Origin of the sequence: Pseudomonas sp. IT-P74 (genome assembly GCF_949768175.1) — a bacterium.
Classification (GTDB): Bacteria; Pseudomonadota; Gammaproteobacteria; order Pseudomonadales; family Pseudomonadaceae; genus Aquipseudomonas.
This window is the reverse complement of the sequence record NZ_CATKQD010000011.1, coordinates 472889-497668: the sequence shown is the minus strand read 5'-3', so window position 1 is coordinate 497668 and position 24780 is coordinate 472889. Positions and strand designations below refer to the sequence as shown.

Sequence of the window (24780 nt, the reverse complement as noted above, 5' to 3'; positions counted from 1 at the left end):
GCGCGGTCGCGACCGCGCCATTCAGGGATTACCAAAGCGCCAGGGTGTAGCCGACGATCAGCCGGTTTTCATCCAGGTCGGTCGTCAAGCCATTGCCGGATCGGAAGGTCACGTTGCGCCAGCGCAGGCTGACGTTCTTCAACACACCGCTCTGGATGACGTAGCTGATATCGGTGTCGCGCTCCCATTCGCTTCCGTTGTCGACGGTGCCGGCCTTGACATGGGTGCCGTCGGTGTAGCGAGTCATGAAGGTCAGGCCGGGAATGCCTTGCGCCGCGAAGTCATAGTCGTAACGCAGCTGCCAGGAATCCTCGTCGGCGCGGGTAAAGGTGTTGAACGTCACCAGGTTGACCACATACGGATCGCCGCCGTTGAGGAACGGAAAGGCGCTGTCGCCGGACAATTGCTGGTAGGCGGCACTGACCTTGTGGGCACCGTGGGACACCGTGAGCATGCCGTTGAAGTTACGGTTGTCGATGCGCCCGGCCTTTTCCGCGCCGTCACCCCGGCTGTCGAAATAACGCAGGTCGCTGCGCAGGTTGAAGCCGTTGCCCAACGGTTGCGTATGCACCAGTCCGGCGAATTGCTGGCGATAGATCTGGTCGAGCTTGCCGTAGTAGTAGCTCAGGTTCAGTTGCGGACTGAACGCGTAGCTGCCGCCGCCGAAGTCGAAGTGATCGCTGGTGGCGGCGCCGAAGCCGATGTCATCGTTGCTGGAGGAGTCGCGCAGGTTGGCCTTGGTCAGGCGCCCGGCATTCACCGTCAGGCCGTCGATTTCCTGGCTGGTCAGCAAGCCGCCTTCAAAAGTCGAGCCCAGCAGGCGCGTGTCGTTGTAAGTCGCCACTGGCAACAAGGGTTGCAGGGTGCCGAGTTTCAACATGCTTTTGGAGACCCGCACTTTGCCGGTCAGGCCCAGTTCGCTGTACTCGTCGTCGGGCTCATGGCTCTGCGGGCCAAACGGCAGCAGGCCGGTGCCACGGCGATCCGGGCTGGAGTCGAGCTTGAGCCCCAGTTCGCCCAGTGCGTCGAGACCGAAACCGAAGGTGCCGTCGGTGAACCCGGATTCGATGCGCGCAGTGAATCCCTGAGCCCATTCTTCGGCCTTGGATTGCGGCGCGTTGTCCTGACGGAAATCGCGGTTGATGTAGTGGTTGCGCATATCAATGCGGGCCTTGCTGTCGCCGATGAAGTCGGCCATGGCGCTGGGGGCGATCATGGGCAGACTCATTGCGGCGGCCAGCGAAAACAGTGATGGGTAAGACGTGGTACGTGCGGGCTTCATTATTTTTATTCCCTGCCAATATTTAGTGTTTGCTGGCGCCGGTGGCACCGATGCCGGTCATCGAGCGGATGAACTGCGCCAGATAACGGCCACGCTCAAGAGCTGCACGAGGCGAGGTGTCGGTGACGGAAAACAGCCATGCACTAAAGAACGCCAGGCTCATGGAAAACAGCGCCGGGTTGGAGTACGGGAACAGCGCCTTGTCGTGATGCATCACGTTGACCCACACCGCCGGGCTCAGCACCAGCAAGACAATCGCCGAGACCAGTCCGGACAGGCTGCCGAGGACCGCGCCACGGGTGGTCAGGCCTTTCCAGTACATCGAGAGAAACAGCACCGGGAAATTCACCGACGCGGCGATGGCCAGCACCAGACCCGAGAGGAAGGCGATGTTCTGCGACTCGAACAGCAGGCCGAGGATGATCGCCAGCACACCGATGCACAGGGTGGCGATGCGCGACACGCGCATTTCTTGCTGCTCGCTGGCCTGGCCTTTGCGCATCACGCAGGCATACAGGTCGTGGGACACCGCCGAGGCGCCGGACAGCGCCAGCCCGGCAACCACCGCCAGGATGGTGGCGAAGGCGACCGCCGAGATGAAGCCGAGGAACAGGTTGCCGCCTACTGCCTGGGCCAAGTGCACGGCGATCATGTTGCCGCCGCCGATGATCGCGCCGCTGGCGTCACGGAACGCCGGATCGGTGCCGACCATGACGATGGCGCCAAAGCCGACGATGATCAGCAGCAAGTAGAAGTAGCCGATGAAACCGGTGGCGTAGAACACACTTTTACGCGCTTCCCTGGCATCGCTGACGGTGAAGAAACGCATCAGGATGTGCGGCAGGCCGGCGGTGCCGAACATCATGCCCAGCCCCAGGGATATCGCGTCGATCGGGTTGGACAGCAAGCCGCCGGGGGCCATGATCGCATTGCCCTTGGCGTGCACGGCGGTGGCGCCGGCAAACATCGCTTCAGTGCTGAAGCCGAAATGCTTGAGCACCATGAACGCCATGAAGCTGGTGCCGAACAACAGCATCACCGCCTTGATGATCTGCACCCAGGTGGTGGCGAGCATGCCGCCGAAGGTCACGTAGAACACCATCAACACGCCGACCAGCATGACTGCGTAGAGGTAGTCGATACCGAACAGCAACTCGATCAGCTTGCCGGCGCCGACCATCTGCGCCACCAGGTACATCAGGGCCACTGTCAGGGTGCCGAAGGCCGAGGTCAGGCGCACCGGGGTCTGTTCCAGGCGATAGGAAACCACGTCGGCAAAGGTGTACTTGCCCAGGTTGCGCAGGCGTTCGGCAATCAGGAACAGGATGATCGGCCAGCCGGCCAGCACGCCCAGGGCGTAGAGCAAACCGTCGTAGCCATTGAGGAACATCATCGCGGAGATGCCGAGGAACGAGGCGGCCGAGATCATGTCGCCGGCAATCGCCAGACCGTTCTGGAAACCGGTCATGCCGCCGCCAGCGGTGTAAAAGTCGCTGGTGGAGCGGGTGCGAAGAGCCGCCCAGCGTGTCACGCCGAGGGTGAACAGCACAAACACCAGGAACATGCCGATGGCGTTCCAGTTCAATGGTCGGGACGCGCCGTCGGCGGCCATCGCAACATCAGTGACAGCCGCCAGCGGCAGCAGGAACAACGCAAGAAGGCGGTTCATCGGGCGCACTCCTGCTTGAGTTTTTCATTCAGCGGATCGATCACGTTGTTGGCGCGATAGACATAGAAACCGGTCAGTGCAAAGGCCAGCCCGACGATGACGACACCCACCAGCATGCCCACGGTGGTCACGCCGCCGCTGAGGGATTGACCGAGGGTGCTGGGCGAAAACGCCACCAGCAGCACGAAGCCGTAATAGATCACCAGCATGGCCAGGCTCAGTGACCAGTACAGCTTCTGTTTGCGGCGAACCAGCTGGATGAAATCCGGGTGCTGGCGGATGAGTTCTACTTCATGGGGTGTCATGACGCGCGCTCCTTTGTTGTTTTTGTTTTGGGTGAAACTACGGCTCGGCCCCTGTAGGAGCGAGCCTGCTCGCGATGGTCGTCAACGATAACGCTGGGTGCCTGATACCCCGTGGCGATCTCGGGTCCATCGCGAGCAGGCTCGCTCCTGCAAGGGTTTTGTGTTGATTCAGAGCTGATCGAAATCCAGCACTACCTTGTCGCTGACCGGGAACGCCTGGCACGACAGCACATAACCGGCCGCCACTTCGTAGTCTTCCAGGGCGTGGTTGCTGTCCATTTCCACTTCGCCTTCGATGACCTTGCACTTGCAGGTCGAGCACACGCCGGCCTTGCACGAGTAGGGCAGTTCCGCACCTTGCTCGTTACCCGCTTCGAGGATGCTCTGGCTGTTGCGCGGCAGGTCGAACGCCAGGGCGCGGCCGTCGCTGATCACGGTGATCTGGCTGACCGCCGCATCCACCTGGCGGGCGGCTTCACGGGCGGCGCGTTTTTGCTCGCTGCCGACGGCGGCGAACAGTTCGAAATGGATGCGCTCTGGTTGCATGCCCTTGGCCTTGAGGCTGTCGCGCACGGTCTCGGTCATTTCCTGCGGGCCGCAGATGAAGGCGGCGTCGAGGGCCTTGACGTCGAGCCAGCGGCTGAACAGTTGCTCGCATTTCTCGGCGTTGATCCGGCCGTTGTACAGGTCGACATCCTGCTGTTCGCGGCTGAACACGAAGATCAGGTTCAGGCGTTGCAGGTAGCGGTTTTTCAGGTCTTCGAGCTGTTCGCGGAATAGCGCACCGGAGCTGGAGCGGTTGCCGTACAGCAGGGTGACGCGGCTGTGGGGCTCGGTTTGCAGGGTGGTCTTGATGATCGACAGGATCGGCGTGATGCCGCTACCCGCCGCCACAGCCAGGTAATTGCCATGGCGCGCCGGGTCGAGCTCGACGCAGAAGTGCCCGGCCGGTGGCATCACTTCCAGGGTGTGCCCGGCTTTCAGCTGTTCGTTGGCAAACGCCGAGAAGCGCCCACCCGCCACACGTTTGATGGCGACACGCAGTTCACCGTCGTTGACCCCGGTGCAGATCGAATAGGAGCGGCGTACTTCTTCGCCGTCCAGTTGGGTGCGCATCACCAGGTGCTGGCCTTGGGTAAAGTGGAAGCTGTCCTGCAAGTGCTGCGGAATCTCGAAGGCGATGGACACCGCGTCACGGGTCTCGGTGCGCACGTCCTTGATGGTCAGGCTGTGAAATTTGCTCATTGTTGTTCTCCAGCTGGGACGGCCGATTCGCCGCTCAGATGCACTTGAAATAGTCGAACGGTTCCCGGCAATCGATGCAGCGGTACAGCGCCTTGCAGGCGGTGGAGCCGAACTGGCTGAGGACCTCGGTGTGGGCGCTGCCGCATTGCGGGCACACAACCTGCGGGCTCTCACCGAGCAGGCTGCGTTTGCTGGTGCTGCCCTCGGGCGGCGCGATGCCATAGGCGCGCAGGCGTTCGCGGCCGCTGTCGCTGATCCAGTCGGTGGTCCAGGCCGGGGTCAACTTGCGCTCCAATTGCGGCGCCTTGAATCCAGCCAGTTCCAGGGCTTCGCGGATGTCGCTCTCGATCACTTCGGTGGCCGGGCAGCCGGAGTAGGTCGGCGTGACCACCACGTGAAGGTGACCGGCCTGCCAATCCAGATCGCGGACAATGCCGAGGTCAACCACGCTGACCACCGGCACTTCCGGGTCCATGACCTCTGTCAGAATCGCCCACGCGGCTGCCAGGTCGGTCGGTTGAGCCGGCCGGGCGCCGAGGTCGCTGGCGATCAGCTCACCAGGTTGCATCGGGGTACGCTCGTGGCAGGAACTGCATTTCGGCCAGCAGGATGCCCAGGTGTTCGGTGTGCAGGCCCTTGCGTGCATTCAGGTAGAAGTAGCTCGGCTTGGCCGGCACGGGCAGGGTGGCGCTGGTGAAAATCTGCTCGACCTTGGCCTGCCACTGGGCGGCCACGCTGGCGATGTCCGGGGTGATGCCGGCTTCGCACAGGCGTTGTTCGCTGTCATCGGCGGCAATCAGTTCCACGGTGAAGCGCCAGACTTCGGGGATCGCCGCGAGCATGCGCTTGTGGCTTTCCTCGGTGCCGTCGCCCATACGCTCGATCCATTCGCCGGAGCGGCGCAGGTGATAGGTCACTTCCTTCACCGCCTTGGCGGCAATCCCGGCAATGCGTTCATCGCTCGACTGGCTCAGGCCCTGCAGCACCGGCAAATGCCAGGCGTCATAGAGGAACTGCTTGAGCATGGTCACCGCAAAGTCGCCGTTGGGTTGTTCCACCAGCAACAGGTTGCGATAGGCGCGCTCGTCACGACGGAACGCCAGGTGATCGGCATCACGGCCGTCGTCCAGCAGTTCGGCGGCGTATTCCAGCCAGTTACGCGCCTGGCCCACCAGGTCGAGGCCGACGTTCATCAGCGCCAGCTCTTCTTCCAGCGCCGGGGCCTTGCCGCACCACTGGCACAGGCGCTGGCCCTGGATCAGGGCGCTGTCGCCGAGGCGCAGCAGGTATTCGATCAGATCGGTCTTGTTATTCATGGTCGACCTCACATGTGCCCGACTTCGGCCGGCAGCTCGTAGAAGCTGGCGTGGCGGTAGACCTTGTCGTCCGACGGGTCGAACAGCGGGTCTTTTTCATCCGGCGACGAGGCAGTGATCAATGCCGAAGGCACCACCCACAGGCTCACGCCCTCGCTGCGACGGGTGTAGAGCTCGCGCGCGTTCTCGATGGCCATGGTGGTATCGGCAGCATGCACGCTGCCGACGTGCTTGTGGTTGAGGCCGTGCTTGCTGCGCACGAAGACTTCGAAGAGGGTCCACTCGGACATTTCAGTTACTCCACATCAGGTGGCCGGATCAGGCGGCGTTCTTGTTTTGTTTTTTGCGGGCGTGGGCGACGGCGGCTTCACGGACCCAGGCACCGTCTTCCATCGCCTTGCGGCGGGTGGCGACGCGTTCCTGGTTGCACGGGCCGTTGCCCTTGAGCACTTCGTAGAATTCGTTCCACTGGATGTCGCCGAAGTCGTAGTGACCGCGTTCGGCGTTCCATTTCAGGTCCGGGTCGGGGCAGGTGCAGCCCAGCAGCTCAAGCTGCGGGATGGTCTGGTCGATGAAGCGCTGGCGCAGTTCGTCGTTGCTCTGGCGCTTGATTTTCCAGGCCATGGACTGGGCGCTGTTCGGCGAGTGTTCGTCGCTCGGACCAAACATCATCAGCGACGGCCACCACAGGCGGTTGATCGCGTCCTGGACCATGTCTTTTTGCGCCTGATTGCCGTGGCGCATCATGGTCAGGAGGATTTCGTAGCCCTGGCGCTGGTGGAAGCTCTCTTCCTTGCAGATGCGCACCATGGCCCGGGAGTAGGGGCCGTAGGAGGTGCGCTGCAGCACCACCTGGTTAACGATCGCCGCACCATCCACCAGCCAGCCCACCGCGCCCATGTCGGCCCAGTTCAGGGTTGGGTAATTGAAGATGCTCGAGTACTTGGCCTTGCCGCTGTGCAGCTTGGCGACTTCTTCATCGCGGTCGGCACCGAGGGTTTCCATGGCGCTGTACAGGTACAGGCCGTGGCCGGCTTCGTCCTGGATCTTGGCCATCAGTTGCAGTTTGCGTTTGAGCGACGGCGCGCGGGTGACCCAGTTGCCTTCGGGCAGCATGCCGACGATTTCGGAGTGGGCGTGCTGGGAAATCTGCCGGATCAGGGTCTGGCGATAGGCATCTGGCATCCAGTTCTTGGCTTCGATCTTGATTTCTGAATCAATTTTTTCCTGGAAGGCGCGTTCCTGTTCGGACATCTCCGAGAGGTCCTTGATGCGCTTGACGCCTGTTTCTACGAGCTGTGCGTACATTTTTGAGTTCCCGCCTTGAATCTGTTCTGGGGCATGGGGAACTTTATAAGCGATACAGAATTTAATATCAAACACAAAATGACGTGTCGTATTTGTTTTTTGTATCGCTTTGGGTGGGCGGGCTGTTTTTGGGGGGTGCAGGATGGTCGGTGTGCATATCCATTTCTGCGGTAACGGCCACCTGTGGGGCGAACCTGCTCGCGAAGACGGCCTGACAGCCAACCAATCCCTTACAGGCATATTCGGATCAACTGTAGGAGCGAGCCTGCTCGCGAAAAACCTCCAGACAACGCATACCTCCAGACAGCGCGCGTCATCGTTGACCGCCATCGCGAGCAGGCTCGCTCCCACAGAAAAGCTGATGGGTGTGCACCCAAAACCAAAAAAAAAGCCCCGCAAAAGCGGGGCCATAAGGGGTGCAGCAGTCATGCTTTGGGAGGTCATGCTTTCGGACGTTTATCCAACACGTGGCAAGCCTTGCCCTCCGACCGCTTGATCGAATGAAACGGCTGCAAAACAATCCGCGAACTGATCCCGATATACGTCTTGATGTGCTTGCTCAACTCCCCGCAAACAGCCTTCTGCTGTTCATCACTCAGGTGCTGATGCTCAGCCTTCAACTCGACATGCACATCAACACTGTCCAGGTTGCCATTGCGATACAGATGAATCTCATAGCACTCGGCAAGTTGTTTGACTTTGAGAACCTGCTCCTCGATCTGCGTCGGAAACACGTTGACCCCGCGGATGATCAGCATGTCATCGCTGCGCCCGGTGATCTTGTCGATGCGCCGCATTGGCCGTGCGGTGCCCGGTAGCAGGCGCGTCAGGTCGCGGGTGCGGTAGCGGATCATCGGCAAGGCTTCTTTGCTCAGGGAGGTGAACACCAGTTCGCCCATCTGACCGTCCGGCAGCACTTCGCCGGTGACCGGGTCGATGATTTCCGGGTAGAAGTGGTCTTCCCAGATGGTCGGGCCGTCCTTGGTTTCGGCGCATTCCATCGCTACGCCCGGGCCCATGATTTCCGACAGGCCGTAGATGTCCAGGGCGGTGATGCCCAGGCGCGCCTCGATGGCGCTGCGCAGTTCGGCGGTCCACGGCTCGGCGCCGAAGATGCCCAGGCGCAGGGCCAGTTTGTGCGGGTCGATGCCCTGGCGCTCGATTTCATCGGCGATGTTGAGCATGTAGGACGGCGTGACCATGATGATGTCCGGCTGGAAATCCTTGATCAGTTGCACTTGTTTTTCGGTCTGGCCACCGGACATCGGGATCACCGTGCAACCCAGGCGTTCGGCACCGTAGTGCGCGCCGAGGCCGCCGGTGAACAGGCCGTAGCCGTAGGAAATGTGCACCTTGTCGCCACGGTGGCCACCGGCGGCGCGGATCGAGCGCGCCACCACGTTGGCCCAGGTGTCGATGTCGTTCTGGGTGTAGCCGACCACGGTGGGTTTGCCGGTGGTGCCGCTGGAGGCGTGCAGGCGCACGATGTCGTGCATCGGCACGGCAAACATGCCGTAGGGGTAGTTGTCTCGCAGGTCGGACTTGGTGGTGAAGGGGAATTTCGCCAGGTCGTCGAGGGACTTGATGTCGTCCGGGTGCACGCCCAGCGCATCGAAACGCTGACGGTACAGCGGCACGTTGTTGTAGGCGTGGTTCAGACTCCAGCGCAGGCGCTCCAGCTGATGCTGGCGCAGCTCGTCGATGCTGGCGGTTTCCAGCGGGTCCAGCACAGGGTCCAGCACGGCTTTGGCAATTGGCATGTTCATGTGTTCACTCGAATTGTTTTTGTGTTCCAGCCCTTTTGCACAAGGGCTTTGAGTGCATGCCCCAAGGATACCTCTCGGCTCCTTGGGAATCGCGATTCTTTAGTGGGATAGACGCTCGATGATCAGCGCGATCCCCTGGCCAACGCCGATGCACATGGTGCACAGGGCGTAGCGGCCATTGCGTTCCTCAAGTTCATGCAGGGCGGTGGTGACCAAGCGGGCGCCGCTCATGCCCAGTGGATGGCCCAGGGCGATGGCGCCGCCGTTGGGGTTGACCCGCGGGTCGGTGTCGCTCAGGCCCAGTTCGCGCAGCACCGCCAGGCCTTGTGCGGCGAAGGCTTCGTTGAGCTCGATCACGTCCATGTCGGCCAGACTCAGGTTGGCCACCTCCAGCACCTTGCGGGTGGCCGGCACCGGGCCGATGCCCATGATCCGTGGTTCAACGCCGGCGGTGGCCATGGCCACGACCCGGCCTCGGGCGCTCAGGCCGTGGCGCTTGGCGACTTCCGGGCTGGCCAGCAACAGCGCACAGGCCCCGTCGTTGACCCCGGAGGCATTGCCGGCGGTGATGCTGCCGCCTTCGCGGAACGGCGTGCCGAGTTTGGCCAGCTGTTCAAGGGTGGTGTCGCCGCGTGGGTGTTCGTCGTGCTCGACCACTTTGGCCGGGCCTTTGCGCTGGGGAATTTGCACCGCAACGATTTCTTTGGCCAGGCGCCCATTGGCTTGGGCGGCAGCGGCGCGTTGCTGGCTGCGCAGGGCGAAGGCGTCCTGGTCGGCCCGGGAGATGTTGAACTGTTCGGCGACGTTCTCCGCCGTTTCCGGCATGGAGTCGATGCTGTAGGCCTTTTTCATCAGCGGATTGACGAAGCGCCAGCCGATGGTGGTGTCGAAGATTTCGGCCGACCGGGAAAACGCCTGCTCGGCCTTACCCATTACCAACGGCGCGCGGGACATGGATTCAACGCCACCGACCAGCATCAGGCCGGTTTCGCCACTGCGAATGGCCCGGGCGGCGGTGCCGATGGCATCCAGCCCGGAGCCACACAGGCGATTGAGGGTGGTGCCCGGCACGCTGACCGGCAACCCGGCCAGCAGCGCCGACATGCGCGCAACGTTGCGGTTGTCTTCGCCGGCCTGGTTGGCGCAGCCGTAGATCACGTCGTCGACCGTGTTCCAGTCGACTTGCGGGTGGCGGCGCAGCAGTTCGCGCAACGGTACCGCGCCGAGGTCGTCGGCGCGCACGCTGCTCAGGACACCGGCGTAACGGCCAATCGGGGTGCGGACGGCGTCGATGATCAGGGCGTCATTCATTGGGGGTCTCCTGCGTCAGCACCGGGCCGCGCACTTTGTAGGATTTGCCGTGGAACAGGGCGATCAACTGGCCCTGCTGGTTTTCAATGCGCACGTCGTAGTTGCCGGTGCGACCGGAGCGGCTCTGCTCGATGCAGTCGGCGTTCAGCGTGTCACCCAGGCGCGCCGGGGCGATGTAGTCGATGCTGCAACCGATGGCCACGGTGGCTTCGTTGTAGCTGTTGCAGGCAAAGGCGAATGCCGAATCGGCCAGCGCGAACAGGTAGCCGCCGTGGCACGTGCCGTGGCCCTGGACCATGTCGGCGCGCACTGTCATGCCCACTCGCGCGCAGCCGGGGCCGGCCGAGAGCAGGCGCATGCCCATGGCCTGGCTGGCGGCGTCGCGCTGGAACAGCGATTGCGTGCATTCACTGGCCAGGGTCATGGCTTCATGGTTAGTCATGGAAGTTTCTCCCTTCGGCGACGCGACGGCGCAGCAGCAGCGACGGCCGGTAGCGTTCTTCGCCATAACTGGCTTGCAGGTTTTCCAGCGTTTCAAGCATGTGCGCCAGGCCAATGGCATCGGCCCAGGCCAGCGGCCCTTGCGGATAATTGACCCCGGCGCGCATGGCCAGGTCGATGTCGGCGGCCGAGGCCACGCCTTGCAGCAGGGCGTCGGCGGCTTCGTTGGCGAGCATGGCCACGGTGCGCAGGACGGCGAGGGCGGGGCTGTCGCTGAGCAGGCTGACCTTCAGGCCGGCCCGTTGCAGCAGGGCAACGCCTTGTTCGAGTGCCAGCGGGTCAATGCCTGCCGCATGGCTGATGGCGATGCGTTTGGCATGACAGTAATCGAACACCAGGTCCAGCAGGATCAGGTTGCGCAGCCCGTCTTCGTGAGCCCTCTGGCAGGCCATGCGCCCGTCGCTCAGGGCCAGCACGGCATCACCGACCCGCAGCAAACCTTGGCCGTCGCGCTGGATGATCTCGACGCCTTGTTCATGCAAGCGTGCGAGCAAGCCTTTAGCGATACCGAGGTCGCCTTCCACAGCACAAACCTCGACCTTCGCATCGCTGCTGATTTCAGCGGCGTGCGGGCGCTCCGCACCTTGGGCGTAGCTATAGAAACCCCGACCGCTCTTGCGTCCCAAACGCCCGCCGTCCACCCGTTCTTTCTGGATCAACGACGGCAGGAAGCGCGTGTCCTGGTAGTAAGCGTCAAACACCGAGCAGGTTACGGCGTAGTTGACGTCATGGCCGATCAAATCCATCAGCTCGAACGCGCCCATGGCGAAACCGCCAGCCTCGCGCATCAACGCATCCAGTGTCGGGCAGTCGGCCGCGCCTTCCTGCAGCATCCGCAGGCTCTCGGCGTAGAACGGCCGGGCCACGCGGTTGACGATGAAACCCGGCGTCGAACGGGTGTGCACCGGTTTTTTGCCCCAGGCCTTGGCGGTGTCGTACAGGCACTCGGCGAGTGTCGGATCGCTGGCCAGGCCGGAGACGATTTCCACCAACGCCATCACCGGCGCCGGGTTGAAGAAGTGCAGGCCGAGCAGGCGTTGTGGATGATCAAGCTGTGCGGCGATGCTGGTGATCGATAGCGACGAGGTGTTGCTGGCGAGGATGCAATGCGTGCCGCAGATGCCTTCGAGCTGACGGAACAGCGCGCGTTTGACCTCGAGGTTCTCGACGATGGCTTCGATGATCAGATCGCAGTCGGCCAGGGTCTCGATGGCTTCTACCGCTTGCAGGCGGGCAATCGTCGCGCTGCGCAAGTCGGCGGACAGTTTGCCGTTCTCGACCCGCTTGCCCAGTTGGCGGTCGATGCCTTCAATCGCTTGAGCGGCAGCGCCGGGACGATTGTCCAGCAGCAATACCGGATGGCCGGCCTGGGCCGCGACCTGGGCGATACCGGCACCCATGGCCCCGGCGCCGATCACGGCGATGCGTGCGTTGGTGTTCAGTGCGGTCATGACTCAGCGTCCCTTGAAGCTTGGGGTGCGTTTTTCCATGAAGGCGCCGACGCCTTCGCGGTAGTCCTCGCTGCGCCCGGCCAGACGTTGCAGATCTTTTTCCAGCTCAAGCTGTTCGTCGAAGCTGTTGCTCAGGCTGGCATTCAGGCTGCGCTTGATCAGCGCCAGGCCGTAGGTCGGCTGGGTCGCCAGGTGGCGGGCCAGTTTCAGGGCTTCGTCGCGCAAATCGGCGTCGTCCACACACTGGTAGATCAAACCCCATTGCTCGGCTTGTTCGGCGCTCAGGCGGTTGCCGAGCAGGGTCAGGGCCTTCGCTCGAGCCATGCCGACAAGGCGCGGCAGGGTCCAGGTGCCGCCGGAATCAGGGATCAAGCCGATCTTGCAGAACGCCTGGATGAAACTCGCCGAACGCGCGGCCAATACCAGGTCGCAGGCCAGCGGAATGTTGGCACCGGCCCCTGCGGCGACGCCGTTGACCGCGCAGATCACTGGCAGCGGCAGGTCGCGCAACTGACGGATCAACGGATTGTAGAACCTCTCGATGGACTCGCCCAGATCCGGCACGGCGCTGCCCGGCGCGACATTGCGGTCGCTCAGGTCCTGCCCGGCGCAGAAGCCGCGGCCTTCACCGGTCAGCAACAACACGCGCACGTCCGGGTTTTGCCGCACTTGCTTGAGTGCTTCCTTCACTTCGCCATGCATCTGGGTGTTGAAGCTGTTGAGCTGGTCTGGCCGATTGAGGCTGAGCAGGGCGACGCCGGCGTCGATGGAAAACAGGATGTGTTCGAAGTTCATGGTCTTGGCGTTCTCTTGGCAGTCGTTCGAATTCAGTGGTTACTGGCCGGTGAAGGTCGGCGTGCGCTTTTCCTGGAAGGCGGCAATGCCTTCGTCGCGGTCGCGGGTGCCGGACAGCACGGTGAAGGCGTGGCGCTCGAAACGCAGGCCGCTGGCCAGGTCGGTGTCCATGGCCTTGAGCAGCGACTCTTTGGCCAGGCGCACCGCCAGCGGTGCCTTGGCCGCGATGCTGCGGGCGATGTGCAGGGCGCGCTCGACGGTGAGTTCCGGTTGGGTGACGTCGCTGACCAGGCCGGCGCGCTGGGCCTGGCGGGCGTCGATCGGCTCGCCGGTCAGCACCATCTGCATGGCCATGGATTTGCCGACGGCGCGCAGCAGGCGTTGGGTGCCACCGGCGCCAGGCATGATCCCGAGGTTGATTTCCGGCTGGCCGAAACGGGCGTCTTCACCGGCAATGATGATGTCGGCGTGCATCGCCAGTTCGCAGCCACCGCCGAGGGCGAAGCCGTTGACGGCGGCGATCAGCGGTTTGCTGAAGCGGGTAATGGTTTGCCACGAGGCCTGGCGCGGGTCGTCGAGGATCCCGACCAGATTTCGTTCGGCCATTTCCTTGATGTCGGCGCCGGCGGCGAAGGCCTTGCGGCTGCCGGTGAGGACCACGGCGCGGGTGTCGGGGTCGGCTTGCGCAATGCTCAGTTCGGCGGCCAGTTCGCCCAGCAACTCGGTGGTCAAGGCGTTCAGGGCTTGCGGGCGCTGCAGTGTAATCAGACGGACGCCAGGCTCGATCAATTCGACGGCAAGGGTCAGAGGCATGGCGGATGCTCTCACGGTGCACGCTCGGCGTGGTGCCGGCTCGTTATTGGATCGGCCGCGGGGGCCGGTTTTGCCCAAGTATAGCTATAACGTGATACGTAAATGCAATACGAAAATAGATTTAATGTGTCTTATTGGTGAGTGTTTCGATTTTCAGGCTTTCTGCCGAAGGGGGGCTGATGGCGGGTTTTTTCTAGAAAACATTGGGTTTTGCGGCGATTTTAGAGACGCGTTGGCATTCGTCGGAAAGGTGCATTTCAAGTGATACGGTTTTTAGTCTTTGTGCTGTTAAAACTGATGTGATACAAAATTAGTAATTATTTGCATCGCTTTGTGAGGAACGCGTTCATGACCTGCTACAGCCTTGATGGCCTGACTCCGGTGGTTGACCCGAGCGCTTATGTGCACCCGTCCGCCGTATTGATCGGTGACGTGATCATCGGCCCCCATTGCTATGTCGGTCCGCTGGCCAGCCTGCGCGGAGATTTCGGGCGGATCGTGCTGGAGGAGGGCGCCAACCTGCAGGACACCTGCGTGATGCACGGTTTCCCCGACAGCGACACCGTGGTCGAACGCAACGGCCACATCGGCCACGGCGCTGTGCTGCACGGTTGCCGGATCGGCGCCGATGCGCTGGTGGGCATGAATGCGGTGGTCATGGACAACGCCCGGATCGGCCCGCGTTCATTCGTTTCGGCGGCGGCGTTCGTCAAGGCCGGCTTCGAATGCCCGGAGCAGTCGCTGGTCATGGGTGCACCGGCCAGCGTCAAGCGCAGCCTCAGCGATCAGGAAGTGGCGTGGAAACAGGCCGGCACCCGGGAATATCAGCAACTGGCCCAGCGTTGTCTGACGCAGATGCAGGTCTGCGATCCACTGAGCGAACCGGAGCCGGATCGCCCGCGTATCAGTGACAGCGGGTTGCGCCCGAAAGGCAGTGCCTTGTGAACACGGCCCCTTGTAGGAGCCAGCCTGCTGGCGAAGGTGGGTCAACTACCTTGGCGTTGACTGACACACCATCGCCAGCAGGCTGGCTCCTACAAGGGGTTGGGCTTAACCGGTTGGCTTTCGGTATATTCCTTTTCTTTTTTCGCACGGAACGCCCATGTCGTCCCTGACTCCCTTGAACCATCTGATTACCCGCTTCCAGGAACAGACGCCAATCCGCGCCAGTTCCTTGATCATCACGTTGTACGGGGATGCCATCGAACCCCATGGCGGCACCGTCTGGCTGGGCAGCCTGATTCAGTTGCTCGAGCCCATCGGCATCAACGAACGACTGATCCGCACCTCGATTTTTCGCCTGACCAAGGAAGGCTGGCTGACCGCCGAAAAAGTCGGTCGTCGTAGCTATTACAGCCTGACTGGCACCGGTCGCCGGCGTTTCGACAAGGCCTTCAAGCGGGTCTACAGCACCACGATGCCGGCCTGGGATGGTTCCTGGTGCCTGGTGATGCTCTCGCAGCTGACACAGGACAAACGCAAACAGGTGCGCGAGGAGCTGGAGTGGCAAGGTTTTGGTGCGATCTCGCCGGTGGTGCTGGCTTGTCCGCGCAGTGACCGCTCTGATGTCAACGCGACGCTGCTCGACCTCGGCGCCCAGGAAGACACCATCGTCTTCGAAACCACCGCCCAGGACGTACTGGCCTCCAAGGCCCTGCGCCTGCAGGTGCGCGAGAGCTGGAACATCGAGGAGCTGGCGGCGCACTACAGCGAGTTCATTCAGCTGTTCCGGCCGCTCTGGCAGGCGCTTCGCGAGCAGGAAAACCTGCAACCGTCCGACTGCTTCCTGGCGCGGATCCTGCTTATTCATGAATACCGCAAACTGCTGCTGCGCGACCCGCAGCTGCCGGACGAATTGTTGCCCGGCGATTGGGAAGGCCGTGCGGCCCGGCAGTTGTGCCGTAATATTTACCGTTTGATCTATGCCAAGGCCGAAGAATGGCTGAACGCCGCGCTGGAAACGGCCGACGGCCCGTTGCCGGATGTGGGTGAAAGCTTCTATCGGCGTTTTGGCGGACTGAAATAGCACGTCATTGTTCAGGGAATGGTGCGGTTCAGGAGACTCGAAGCATCCGATGTCGTGTGGATTGACGTAGACAATAAAAATAAGCCTGCGTGAGGCCTGACATGATTTCTACAACAGCACAGCGCCATGATGGGTTCGACCAGTGGATCCATCAGATCAACCAGATCTGTGGCGCCTTCAACGCACAACCCCTGGGCAGCGAATTTGCCGGGCGTATCCGCGAATACCAGAGCGATGCGCTCAAGCTCAGTTTCGTCGACGCGTGCCAGGCGCGGCTGTACCGTACGCCCCAGGAAGTCGCGGCGGGCGAGGGTGGCAAGTATTTTGCGGTGTTCCAGCTCGACGGCACGGCGGGCATGGCCCAAGGCGACGACAAGGTCTTGCTGTCCCCCGGCGACATCACGCTGATCGATGCCGCGCGGCCCAGCGACTTCACCTACGGCGAAAACTCCCGGCAGTTGTCGCTGATCCTGCCGTATCAACTGGTCGAACAAACCCTGCGCTTCAATCAGGTCAAGTGCGGCCACCGGATTGCCGCGACCTCGCCCATTGCGATGCTCTCGCACCGGCTGATCCTTGATGCCACCCGCCAGCAGCACCTGACCCGCCAGGAAAGCGAAGCGACCCTGGAGGCGATTGTCAGCCTGCTGCGCCCGGCGATCAGCCAGACCGACGACTGCACCGATTCCCACGAGCGCATTTTCCGCAAGACGCTCACCTGCATCGACGAAAACATTCGCTCCGAAGACCTGTGCCCGGAATGGCTGGCGCGGGAAGTCGGCATGTCCACCCGCGGCCTGTACCGCATGTTTGCCAAGAAGGGATTGGTGGTGGCGCGCTACATCAAGAACCGTCGCCTGGACCTGTGCGCCGAATCCCTGCGTCGGTCAGGCAGGGACGAGAAGTTGTCGGTGCTGGGGTATTCGTGGGGGTTTTCCGATTCGAGCTACTTCTCCACCGCGTTCAAATCGCGCTTCGGCATTGCGCCGGGAGAGTATCGCAAGCGGTATGCCTGATCGGTTCCGGCCAACCCTGTAGGAGCGAGCCTGCTCGCGAAGAACTCAAGGACACCGCGATTCTATTGAATTGGCGCGTTATCGTTGACGACCATCGCGAGCAGGCTCGCTCCTACAGGGTTTTGCGTTCGGCCTGGTTACTTCGGTGAGCTGAGATTCAAGGTCGGCGTTTCATCGAAGAAGTTCCACGGCTTCAACAGCACATGCACCCATTCGGTCGGCATGATCGGCCACTCCTCGGCGCGGGCGATGTGGGTGGTGCCGGTGGTCAGCCAGACCACATCGTCGGTGTTCTCGATGGAGTGGTTGTCCTGGGTGAACTGACCCAGGCCCGAGTCTTTGTCCGAGCGGTTCGGGTACTTGCCTTCCGGGTATTTTTCTTCCGGGTTGTATTGCGTCACCCATAGCTGCTTGTCCATGAAACTCAGGCGGTGGTAGAGCCATTCGTCCTTGCCGAAGTTGGCGCCCTTTGCCACCGGGTGGGTGCCGCCGGCGTACGGAATCAGTTGATAGGAAACCGGATTGCCGACCTTGTTCTCCTTGCTGAAGTTGGTCAGCAGGCGCACGGTCGACGGGTCGAACTTCTGCGCCGCCTGTTGCTCGGTGCCGACTACCCTGGTTTCGGTCTGCATGGTGCTGGTGCGCGGGCCGCCACGGTCGTTGGGCAGCACCACCGGGTTCACTTCCACCAGCGAATTCTGCTCGCCGTCCACGTCCATGTCGAGGCGGAAGTTGTAGATGTGCTGGTGCGTGGTGCCGACGATGTTGTGGTCCAGTAGGGTGCCGTAGCGTGTGTCTTCCCTGGCGGTGTCTTCGTGCATGGTTTTCGATTTCACGCCCTTGACCGCTTCGATGCCGGTAGCGCCGGCGTCGATGCCGAGGGTGCCGTTCTGCTGGAAGACCCAGTCGAAGATGTAGTCGTAGTTGCCCACGGTGCTGATCCAGCGCACCACCAGTTCGCGGCGCTCGGTGCTGAGGTTGGGTTGGCCCATTTCCTGGTGTTTGTATTCGGGGCCGGCGTAGCGCTCGAACACCGCCATGGCGCGCGGGATCGCGGTCGGTGCGCCGGTGTAGTCGGCGATGGTGGCGTCCAGCAACACGGCGTTTTGCGGGGCGTCTTTGCCACGGGCAATCGGTGAAGTCAGGGTGCCCATGCCGTAGTCGCCGGAGTCGAGGTAGGCCTTGAAGTACCAGCCGATATCCGGGTCGCCGTAAGGCACGATCATGCCGCCCAGCGAGCCTTCGTACATGATCTTGCGTTTCTTGCCCTTGTCGTCGTAGGTGACGGTGGACAGGACCGGCCCGACCCGCGAGTCGAGTCGAACGTGGAAGTCCCAGTTCTGCCAGTGAATGCTGTTGCCGCTGATGGTGTAGTTCTTGCCCTCGGGCTCGATGATTTCCAGCGGTTTGACCGCCACGCCCTGGCGTCCGCGACCGTCATACGGCGTCGGCTTCATCGGTACCGGGATGAGCGCTTCGTCTTCGATCTTGATCAGTTTCTTCTGTTCCAGGTCGACAATCGCTACCAGGCCCTCGATCGGGTGCGCCCAGTAATTACCGTCACCGGTGTTGAGGTAGCTGACGATTTTCAGCAGGCGCTTGTCCTGAGCCAGGCCGTCCTTACCGTCGAAGTAGCCGACGGTCAGCGGCGTGGCCACGACTTTCTTCACGTCATTGATGCCGCGCTTGGCCAGGGCCTGGGCGTACTCCGGGCTGGTTTCCACGGCGGTTTGCACCGTGGCGAAATCGTCCAGCAGGACCATGCCGTGGGCGCCTTCGATCGGCCTCCAGGACTTGAGTTCTTTCTTGTCGAGATCGACCAGGGCTTCGATCACGTGCTTGCCGTCGAGCACCACGATCGAGGCCTCACGCGGCTGGGCGACGTTCTGCCCGGTAAAGACGAAGTTCCACACCTGATCCTTCGGCGGCTCCTTGACCGAGACTTCGGTGAAGCGGAAGCCGGGCTTGTAGTTTTCCGATTTCTTGACGATGTCCACGGCCGTGGTGATTTCGGCCGCGCTCAGGGGATTGAGCGGGTTGGGGCGGGTCTCGACGACGAAGGTCTTGTCCAGCCCGGATTGGAACACCTGGTTGATAAAGTCCTTGGACATGAACGCCGTATGGTCCTTGAACACCACCGGCACCGTCAGCTCGATACGCTTGCCGTTGAGCATCGCCACTTTGCTGTCGGGCTTGACCTTGAGGTAGACCCCGTCCTTGGCGATGGTGAACAGATTGGCGTAATCGTCCCATTTCACCGTGGCGCCAAATTCCTCAAGACCCGCTTGCAGCGGCACCATGTCGGCGTGACCGCCGTGGGCCTGGGCATTGCCCGCCCAGAAAGGCAGGCCGAGGGTGCTCAGGGTGATGGCCAGGGCGAGTCGGGCAAGCGGTGTTCTTTTGGGCGACGCTTTGGGGCTGAACATGGGTGAATTCCTGGGGAAAAGCCGGGTACGGGCACTCCTGCACTTTGTTACAACCCGTCAATGGATGCTTTTGAATGCCTGCCAGATTTCTTGGGTTCCGTGCCGCGATCCAGCTTTCCTGACGGAAGGCACATTGGCAAGCGGACAAAGTGCTCGTTCATTGGAGCGCAGTCATTGCTTCAAGTTAATAGGAAGCATTACTATTCACGCCCCGTCTCCACAGCACACCGCAATGACCCTCAAGCTGCCCCGCAGACACGGCTTTTTCGAGCATTACGAAGAGTTGGTTGGTACCTGGACCCGTCGCCTGAGGAATCGTCAGCAGGCCGAGGACCTGGCCCACGACACCTTCGTGCGGGTGCTTGAGTCCGATTCGGCGGTGGTGCAACAGCCCCGGGCGTATTTGCACCAGACCGCGCGCAACATTGCCGTGGATGGTTATCGGCGCGAGGACCGGCGGGGCGCCATGGAGTCGGAGGCGATCGATCTCAGTGAGTCGCCGACCGGCGACCCGGAGCATTTCATGCACGCGATCCAGTTGGCGGATTCCATCGAACGGGCACTCACCGAGCTGCCGGTCAACTGCCGCAAGGTGTTTGTCTGGCAGAAAATCGAGGGCCTGACCCAGGCCGAAATCGCCGAACGCCTGGGACTGTCCAAGAACATGGTGGAAAAGTATATGATCCGCACGCTTCGGCACCTGCGTGATCGCCTGGACGGGTTGCAGTCATGACCGGCCGCGCCTTCTCCTCCCCAGCCAAACAGGAACTTCCATGATGGATACTCGTGATTGCGCGTGCGGGCAAACAGCGGTTCGCGATGACGCGGCGCAGTGGTTTGTGCGTTTGCAGGAGCCTGTTGCGGATGTCGAAGTGCGGCGCCGGTTTCAGCTCTGGCTGGACCGGCACCCCCAGCACCGAAGCGAATTCGAAGTACTCCAGGGCTTGTGGAGCGCCGCCGACCTGGTGCCGGCGACGCGTTTGCGGGCCCTGTGTGAAACCCCGCCAGCCCTGAAAAAGCCTCGCCCGATGCTGCGTTACGCAGTGGCCGCCAGCGTGCTGGCCGTGGCGCTCGGCCTGGGTTTGTTCAGCGGCCTGAATCATCCGGCGCCTTACACGGCCGAGTTTTCAACGTCCCTGAATGAGCGACGCCAAGTGGCGTTGCCCGATGGCTCGGTGGTCGATCTGGACAGTCGCAGCCGGATCCAGGTGCGCTTTGAGAAGGGTCGGCGCAACGTTGAGCTGAGCGAAGGCGAAGCGATGTTCAGTGTCGAGCACGACACCAGCCGACCATTCGTGGTCGCGGCGGGCAGCGGCAAGGTCACGGTCACCGGCACCCGATTCGATGTACGCCATGGCGCCAGCGAAACCCGGGTGGTGGTGGAGCAGGGTACCGTCAAGGTTCAAGGGCGCGATGCCAGCGATAACGATTTCATCAATCTGACGGCAGGCCTTGGCACCCACGTCGATGCCCGGGGCAAAGTTGCCGCCGCCTATGCCGTCAACCCGACGGAAATGACTGCCTGGCGCAATGGCAAACTGGTGTTCAACAACGCCAGCCTGACCGATGTCGCCGAGCAGGTCTCGCGCTATCGCGAGAAGCCGCTCAAGGTCGCCAACGCAGCAGTGGGCGATCTGCGCCTGACCAGCGTGTTCAAATCCGACAATACCGACGCACTGCTCAAGGCCTTGCCGAGCATCCTGCCGGTGGCCGTGCGTACCCTTGGCGATGGCAGCCAGGAAATAATCTCAAAATAAAATTCAGGTTTTTTTCGAGTTCATCGTCTTCCTGTTCAACTGCAACTGGTTTGCATTAACAAGCGCACACTCTTGCGATCCACAGGATTACGTTCGACGTGAAAAACTCCACCGCTAAAAACAACAAACTCCCCTGGTTGCCGCTGGCCCTCGCGCTGGCGGTCAATATTGCGTTGCCCCAGGCCTTCGCCGCCGACGGCATCCGCATTCCGGCGCAACCCTTGGGAGAAGCCCTGAGCCAATTGGGCCAGCAAACCTCGCTTCAGGTGTTCTTCAGCCCTGAACTGGTTGCCGGCAAGCAGGCCCCGGCGGTGGATGGCAACCTTTCCCCGGAAGACGCGCTGCGCCAGTTGCTGCAAGGCAGCGGCCTGCAATACCAGATCGATGAAGGTTCGGTGACGTTGATGCCGGCACCGACTTCGGCGGCCAACGGCCCGCTGGAGCTGGGCGTGACGGACATCAAGGTGGTCGGCGACTGGCTCGGCGACGCCGATGCCGCCGTGGTGCAGAACCACCCCGGCGCACGCACGGTGGTGCGCCGCGAAGCCATGGTCGAGCAGGGCGCGATGAACGTCGGCGACGTACTTAAACGTGTCCCGGGCGTGCAAGTCCAAGACGCCAACGGCACCGGTGGCAGCGACATTTCCCTGAACGTGGGCGTGCGTGGACTGACTTCGCGCCTGTCGCCTCGCTCCACCGTGCTGATCGACGGCATCCCGGCGGCGTTCGCGCCTTACGGTCAGCCGCAACTGTCCATGGCGCCGATTTCCTCCGGCAACCTCGACAGCATCGACGTGGTACGCGGTGCCGGCTCCGTACGCTACGGACCACAAAACGTGGGCGGCGTGATCAACTTCGTGACCCGCGCGATCCCGGAAAAAGCCTCGGCGGAAATCGGCACCACCCTGGAAACCTCGCAGCACGGTGGCTGGAAGCACATCGATACCGCGTTCATGGGCGGCACCGCCGACAATGGCATGGGCGTGGCGCTGTTGTATTCCGGGGTGAACGGCAACGGTTACCGTGAAAGCAACAACGGCAACGACATTGACGACGTGATCCTCAAGACCCATTGGGCCCCGACCGATGTCGACGATTTCAGCCTCAACTTCCACTACTACGACGCCAAGGCCGACATGCCCGGCGGCCTGACCCAGGTGCAATACGACGCCGACCCGTTCCAGTCCGTGCGCGACCACGACAACTTCAGTGGCCGCCGCAAGGATGTGTCGTTCAAGTGGGTGCGGCAGATCGACGATCGCACCCAGGCCGAAGTGCTGACCTACTACACCGACAGTTTCCGTGGCAGCACCATTGCCTCGCGGGATCTGAAGACACTCAATTCCTATCCGCGCAGCTACTACACCTACGGTATCGAACCACGGGTGTCCCATGTGTTTGATGTGGGCCCGACCACCCAGGAAGTCAGCGTCGGTTATCGTTACTTGAAAGAGGCCATGCACGAAGAGGCCAGTCGTGTGGGGCTGGTCAACAACGAGCCAGTCGTGCGTCCGGGAGCGGACGGCCATGTCTATCAGGACCGCACCGGTGGCACCGAGGCCAATTCGGTCTACGTCGACAACAAGATCGACGTCGGCAACTGGACTGTCACGCCGGGTATTCGCTTCGAGCACATCAGCACCGATTGGCACGATCGCCCGGTGCTCGATACCGCCGGTAAACGGGTGCCGGAGAAAAAACGCAGCATCGAAAGCAACGAGCCGCTGCCGGCCCTGAGCGTGATGTATCACCTGTCCGATGCCTGGAAATTGTTCGCCAACTACGAAACCTCGTTCGGCGCGCTGCAGTATTTCCAGCTGGGGCAGGGCGGTATCGGTAATGAGCCCGCCAACGGACTGGAGCCGGAAAAGGCCAAGACCTACGAAATCGGTACGCGTTACAACGATGACGTGTGGGGCGGCGAAGTGACGCTGTTCTACATCGACTTCGACGACGAACTGCAATACATCAGCAACGATGTGGGCTGGACCAACCTCGGCGCGACCAAGCACCAGGGTATCGAAGCCTCGGTGCACTACGACATGGCCGCGCTGAACCCGATGCTGGACGGCCTGACCGCCAACGCCGGTTTCACCTACACCCGCGCCACCTACGAAGGCGAGATCCCGGGCTTCAAGGGCCGTGACCTGCCGTTCTACTCCCGCCAGGTTGCCACCGCCGGCCTGCGTTACGACGTCAACCGCTGGACTTACAACCTCGATGCGTTCGCCCAGTCCAAGCAGCGTTCGCCGGGCACCGGCGTGAACGCCGATGGCAGCTTCAACGGCAACTACATCACCGAAGGCAGCGCTGACGGCCAGTTCGGTGATATCCCGGGTTACGTGCTCTGGAACGCACGTGCCGGCTATGACTTCGGTCCGCAGGTGTCAAACCTGAAACTGGGGGCGGGGGTGAAGAACATCTTCGACAAGCAGTACTTCACCCGTTCCAGCGACAACAACTCGGGGATGTACGTCGGTGCGCCGCGCACGTTCTTCGTGCAGGCCAGTGTCGGGTTCTGACAGACCGAGTGGACCCCATCGCGAGCAGGCTCGCTCCCACAGGTTCCGTGTGATCCCTGTGGGTGCCTGCTCGGGAAGCTTTTCAGACCTTCAACACTCTCCCGCCAACCGCCACCGCCACCAGCAACAACGCCATCAAGGCAAAGGCAAAGCTCAAGCTGCTGCCATGGGCGACGAAGCCGATGACGGCGGGGCCTGCCAGGATGCCCGCATACCCCAGGGTGGTAATGGCCGGCACGGCGATGCTTTCGGGCATGACCGTCTGCTTGCCGACGGCGGTGTACAGCACCGGAACAATGTTCGAGCAACCGCCCCCCAGCAGCGCATAACCCACCAGCGCCGCCTCCCAGCTCGGTGCGAACGTCGCCAGAAACAGTCCTGAAGCGGCTGTCAGCCCGCCGAACACAATCACCCGCGTCGCGCCCAGGCGTCGCACGATTTTGTCGCCGGTCAAACGCCCGGCCGTCATGGTCAGGGCAAACGCCGCATAACCAAGCCCGGCATACGCCGTGTCGATGCCACGTTCCTGCGTCAGGAACACCGCGCTCCAGTCCAGTGCCGCGCCTTCGGCGAGGAACACGATGAAGCACATGCCGCCGATGAACAGGACGATGCCGTGGGGCACCGCAAAGGCCGGCCCCGAACTCTCGCTGCCGTAGGGCAATAGATGCGGCACGGCCTTGGCCAGCGCGATCAGCAGCAACACGATCACCACCAGCGTGGCTCCCAGGGGTGAAATCCCCAGGCCAAGCAAGCCGCTGACACCCGCTGCACCGACAATCCCGCCCAGGCTGAACAGGCCATGAAAACCCGACATCATGTTTTTGCCGCTGGCGCGCTCGACGATCACCGCTTGCAGGTTGACCGTCGAATCCACGGTGCCGAGCCCCGCGCCGAACATGAACAACGCGGCGATCAGCGCCGGAATCGACGACACCGTCGCCAGCAGCGGCAAGGCGACACAGATCAGCAGGGTTCCGCCGGTCGTCACCCGTCGGCAGCCGAAACGTGTGGACAGGATCCCGGCCAACGGCATCGCCAGGATCGAACCCACCCCCAGGCACAGCAGCAACAAACCCAGGGTGCCTTCATCCAGTCCGGCCCGGGCCTTGGCATAGGGCACGAGCGGCGCCCATGCGGCGATGCCCGCTCCGGCGATGAAAAAACCGATGCGCGTGGACATCTGTTCCAGGCGGCCGGGAACGAAGGTGGTCTGGCTGTTGAGGCTGGTCATAATAATCCTTGGCAAAAAGCGTCGCGTCCTCAACGGA

General features: G+C 62.2%; 22 protein-coding genes. 6 read left to right on the top strand and 16 right to left on the bottom strand.

The genetic code is table 11. The annotated features are described in order from the left end of the window. Positions 1-28 precede the first annotated feature (28 nt). From ACM6J5_RS11395 to paaF, 14 genes are all read right to left on the bottom strand, one after another. On the bottom strand, positions 29-1282 hold the full coding sequence (locus tag ACM6J5_RS11395) for an OprD family porin (RefSeq protein WP_150673402.1): 1254 nt from the start codon (positions 1280-1282) through the stop codon (positions 29-31). A 22-nt stretch (positions 1283-1304) separates the two neighbouring features. Further along, complete coding sequence (locus ACM6J5_RS11390) at positions 1305-2951, bottom strand: cation acetate symporter (RefSeq protein ID WP_056722557.1); 1647 nt, start codon at positions 2949-2951, stop codon at positions 1305-1307. Next, positions 2948-3256, bottom strand: coding sequence for a DUF485 domain-containing protein (locus ACM6J5_RS11385; RefSeq protein WP_095942561.1), 309 nt, complete (start codon positions 3254-3256; stop codon positions 2948-2950). The genes ACM6J5_RS11390 and ACM6J5_RS11385 overlap by 4 nt, the downstream gene beginning before the upstream one ends. A 168-nt stretch (positions 3257-3424) precedes the next feature. Further along, complete coding sequence (gene paaE / locus ACM6J5_RS11380) at positions 3425-4501, bottom strand: 1,2-phenylacetyl-CoA epoxidase subunit PaaE (protein WP_095942562.1); 1077 nt, start codon at positions 4499-4501, stop codon at positions 3425-3427. A 34-nt stretch (positions 4502-4535) separates the two neighbouring features. Next, a complete protein-coding gene (gene paaD / locus ACM6J5_RS11375) occupies positions 4536-5069 on the bottom strand; it encodes a 1,2-phenylacetyl-CoA epoxidase subunit PaaD (protein WP_414928528.1) in 534 nt (177 codons plus the stop codon). Beyond that, positions 5056-5817, bottom strand: a complete 762-nt coding sequence (gene paaC, locus ACM6J5_RS11370; protein ID WP_414928527.1) for a 1,2-phenylacetyl-CoA epoxidase subunit PaaC — start codon at positions 5815-5817, stop codon at positions 5056-5058. The genes paaD and paaC overlap by 14 nt, the downstream gene beginning before the upstream one ends. An 8-nt stretch (positions 5818-5825) precedes the next feature. Beyond that, entirely contained in the window at positions 5826-6107 is a 282-nt protein-coding gene (gene paaB, locus ACM6J5_RS11365; RefSeq protein WP_007943393.1) for a 1,2-phenylacetyl-CoA epoxidase subunit PaaB, read from the bottom strand. 28 nt (positions 6108-6135) lie between these two features. Continuing rightward, entirely contained in the window at positions 6136-7125 is a 990-nt protein-coding gene (gene paaA / locus ACM6J5_RS11360; protein ID WP_095942565.1) for a 1,2-phenylacetyl-CoA epoxidase subunit PaaA, read from the bottom strand. Positions 7126-7565: 440 nt separating this feature from the next. Then, positions 7566-8891, bottom strand: a complete 1326-nt coding sequence (paaK, locus tag ACM6J5_RS11355; RefSeq protein WP_414928526.1) for a phenylacetate--CoA ligase PaaK — start codon at positions 8889-8891, stop codon at positions 7566-7568. A 99-nt stretch (positions 8892-8990) separates the two neighbouring features. Next, positions 8991-10202, bottom strand: coding sequence for a 3-oxoadipyl-CoA thiolase (pcaF, locus tag ACM6J5_RS11350; protein ID WP_414928525.1), 1212 nt, complete (start codon positions 10200-10202; stop codon positions 8991-8993). Next, the gene (paaI, locus tag ACM6J5_RS11345) at positions 10195-10644 is read right to left on the bottom strand and encodes a hydroxyphenylacetyl-CoA thioesterase PaaI (protein ID WP_414928524.1); all 450 of its coding nucleotides are present in this window, start codon (positions 10642-10644) and stop codon (positions 10195-10197) included. The genes pcaF and paaI overlap by 8 nt, the downstream gene beginning before the upstream one ends. Next, on the bottom strand, positions 10637-12154 hold the full coding sequence (gene paaH / locus ACM6J5_RS11340; protein WP_414928523.1) for a 3-hydroxyacyl-CoA dehydrogenase PaaH: 1518 nt from the start codon (positions 12152-12154) through the stop codon (positions 10637-10639). Before paaH ends, paaI begins: the two co-directional genes overlap by 8 nt. A gap of 3 nt (positions 12155-12157) precedes the next feature. Beyond that, positions 12158-12949, bottom strand: coding sequence for a 2-(1,2-epoxy-1,2-dihydrophenyl)acetyl-CoA isomerase PaaG (paaG, locus tag ACM6J5_RS11335; protein WP_414928522.1), 792 nt, complete (start codon positions 12947-12949; stop codon positions 12158-12160). Positions 12950-12988: 39 nt separating this feature from the next. Beyond that, on the bottom strand, positions 12989-13762 hold the full coding sequence (gene paaF / locus ACM6J5_RS11330; RefSeq protein ID WP_095942571.1) for a 2,3-dehydroadipyl-CoA hydratase PaaF: 774 nt from the start codon (positions 13760-13762) through the stop codon (positions 12989-12991). Between the two features lie 348 nt (positions 13763-14110). Between paaF and paaY the strand changes: the two genes are divergently transcribed. The 3 genes from paaY (at position 14111) to feaR (ending at position 16804) form a co-directional block, all read left to right on the top strand. Continuing rightward, positions 14111-14707: a phenylacetic acid degradation protein PaaY gene (gene paaY / locus ACM6J5_RS11325; protein ID WP_095942572.1), complete on the top strand. Its 597-nt coding sequence runs from the start codon at positions 14111-14113 to the stop codon at positions 14705-14707. Positions 14708-14864: 157 nt separating this feature from the next. Then, on the top strand, positions 14865-15788 hold the full coding sequence (gene paaX / locus ACM6J5_RS11320; protein ID WP_095942573.1) for a phenylacetic acid degradation operon negative regulatory protein PaaX: 924 nt from the start codon (positions 14865-14867) through the stop codon (positions 15786-15788). 101 nt (positions 15789-15889) lie between these two features. Further along, on the top strand, positions 15890-16804 hold the full coding sequence (feaR, locus tag ACM6J5_RS11315; protein WP_095942574.1) for a transcriptional regulator FeaR: 915 nt from the start codon (positions 15890-15892) through the stop codon (positions 16802-16804). Between the two features lie 137 nt (positions 16805-16941). Here the strand turns inward: feaR and tynA are convergent, their stop codons facing one another. Next, positions 16942-19230, bottom strand: a complete 2289-nt coding sequence (tynA, locus tag ACM6J5_RS11310; protein WP_414928521.1) for a primary-amine oxidase — start codon at positions 19228-19230, stop codon at positions 16942-16944. Between the two features lie 232 nt (positions 19231-19462). Between tynA and ACM6J5_RS11305 the strand changes: the two genes are divergently transcribed. The 3 genes from ACM6J5_RS11305 (at position 19463) to ACM6J5_RS11295 (ending at position 23509) form a co-directional block, all read left to right on the top strand. After that, a complete protein-coding gene (locus tag ACM6J5_RS11305; protein ID WP_057713991.1) occupies positions 19463-19963 on the top strand; it encodes a sigma-70 family RNA polymerase sigma factor in 501 nt (166 codons plus the stop codon). 40 nt (positions 19964-20003) lie between these two features. Continuing rightward, positions 20004-20987, top strand: a complete 984-nt coding sequence (locus tag ACM6J5_RS11300; RefSeq protein WP_414928520.1) for a FecR family protein — start codon at positions 20004-20006, stop codon at positions 20985-20987. A gap of 98 nt (positions 20988-21085) precedes the next feature. Further along, positions 21086-23509: a TonB-dependent siderophore receptor gene (locus tag ACM6J5_RS11295; RefSeq protein ID WP_414928519.1), complete on the top strand. Its 2424-nt coding sequence runs from the start codon at positions 21086-21088 to the stop codon at positions 23507-23509. An 82-nt stretch (positions 23510-23591) separates the two neighbouring features. Here the strand turns inward: ACM6J5_RS11295 and ACM6J5_RS11290 are convergent, their stop codons facing one another. Continuing rightward, the gene (locus ACM6J5_RS11290) at positions 23592-24743 is read right to left on the bottom strand and encodes an MFS transporter (RefSeq protein WP_095942579.1); all 1152 of its coding nucleotides are present in this window, start codon (positions 24741-24743) and stop codon (positions 23592-23594) included. Positions 24744-24780 lie beyond the last annotated feature (37 nt).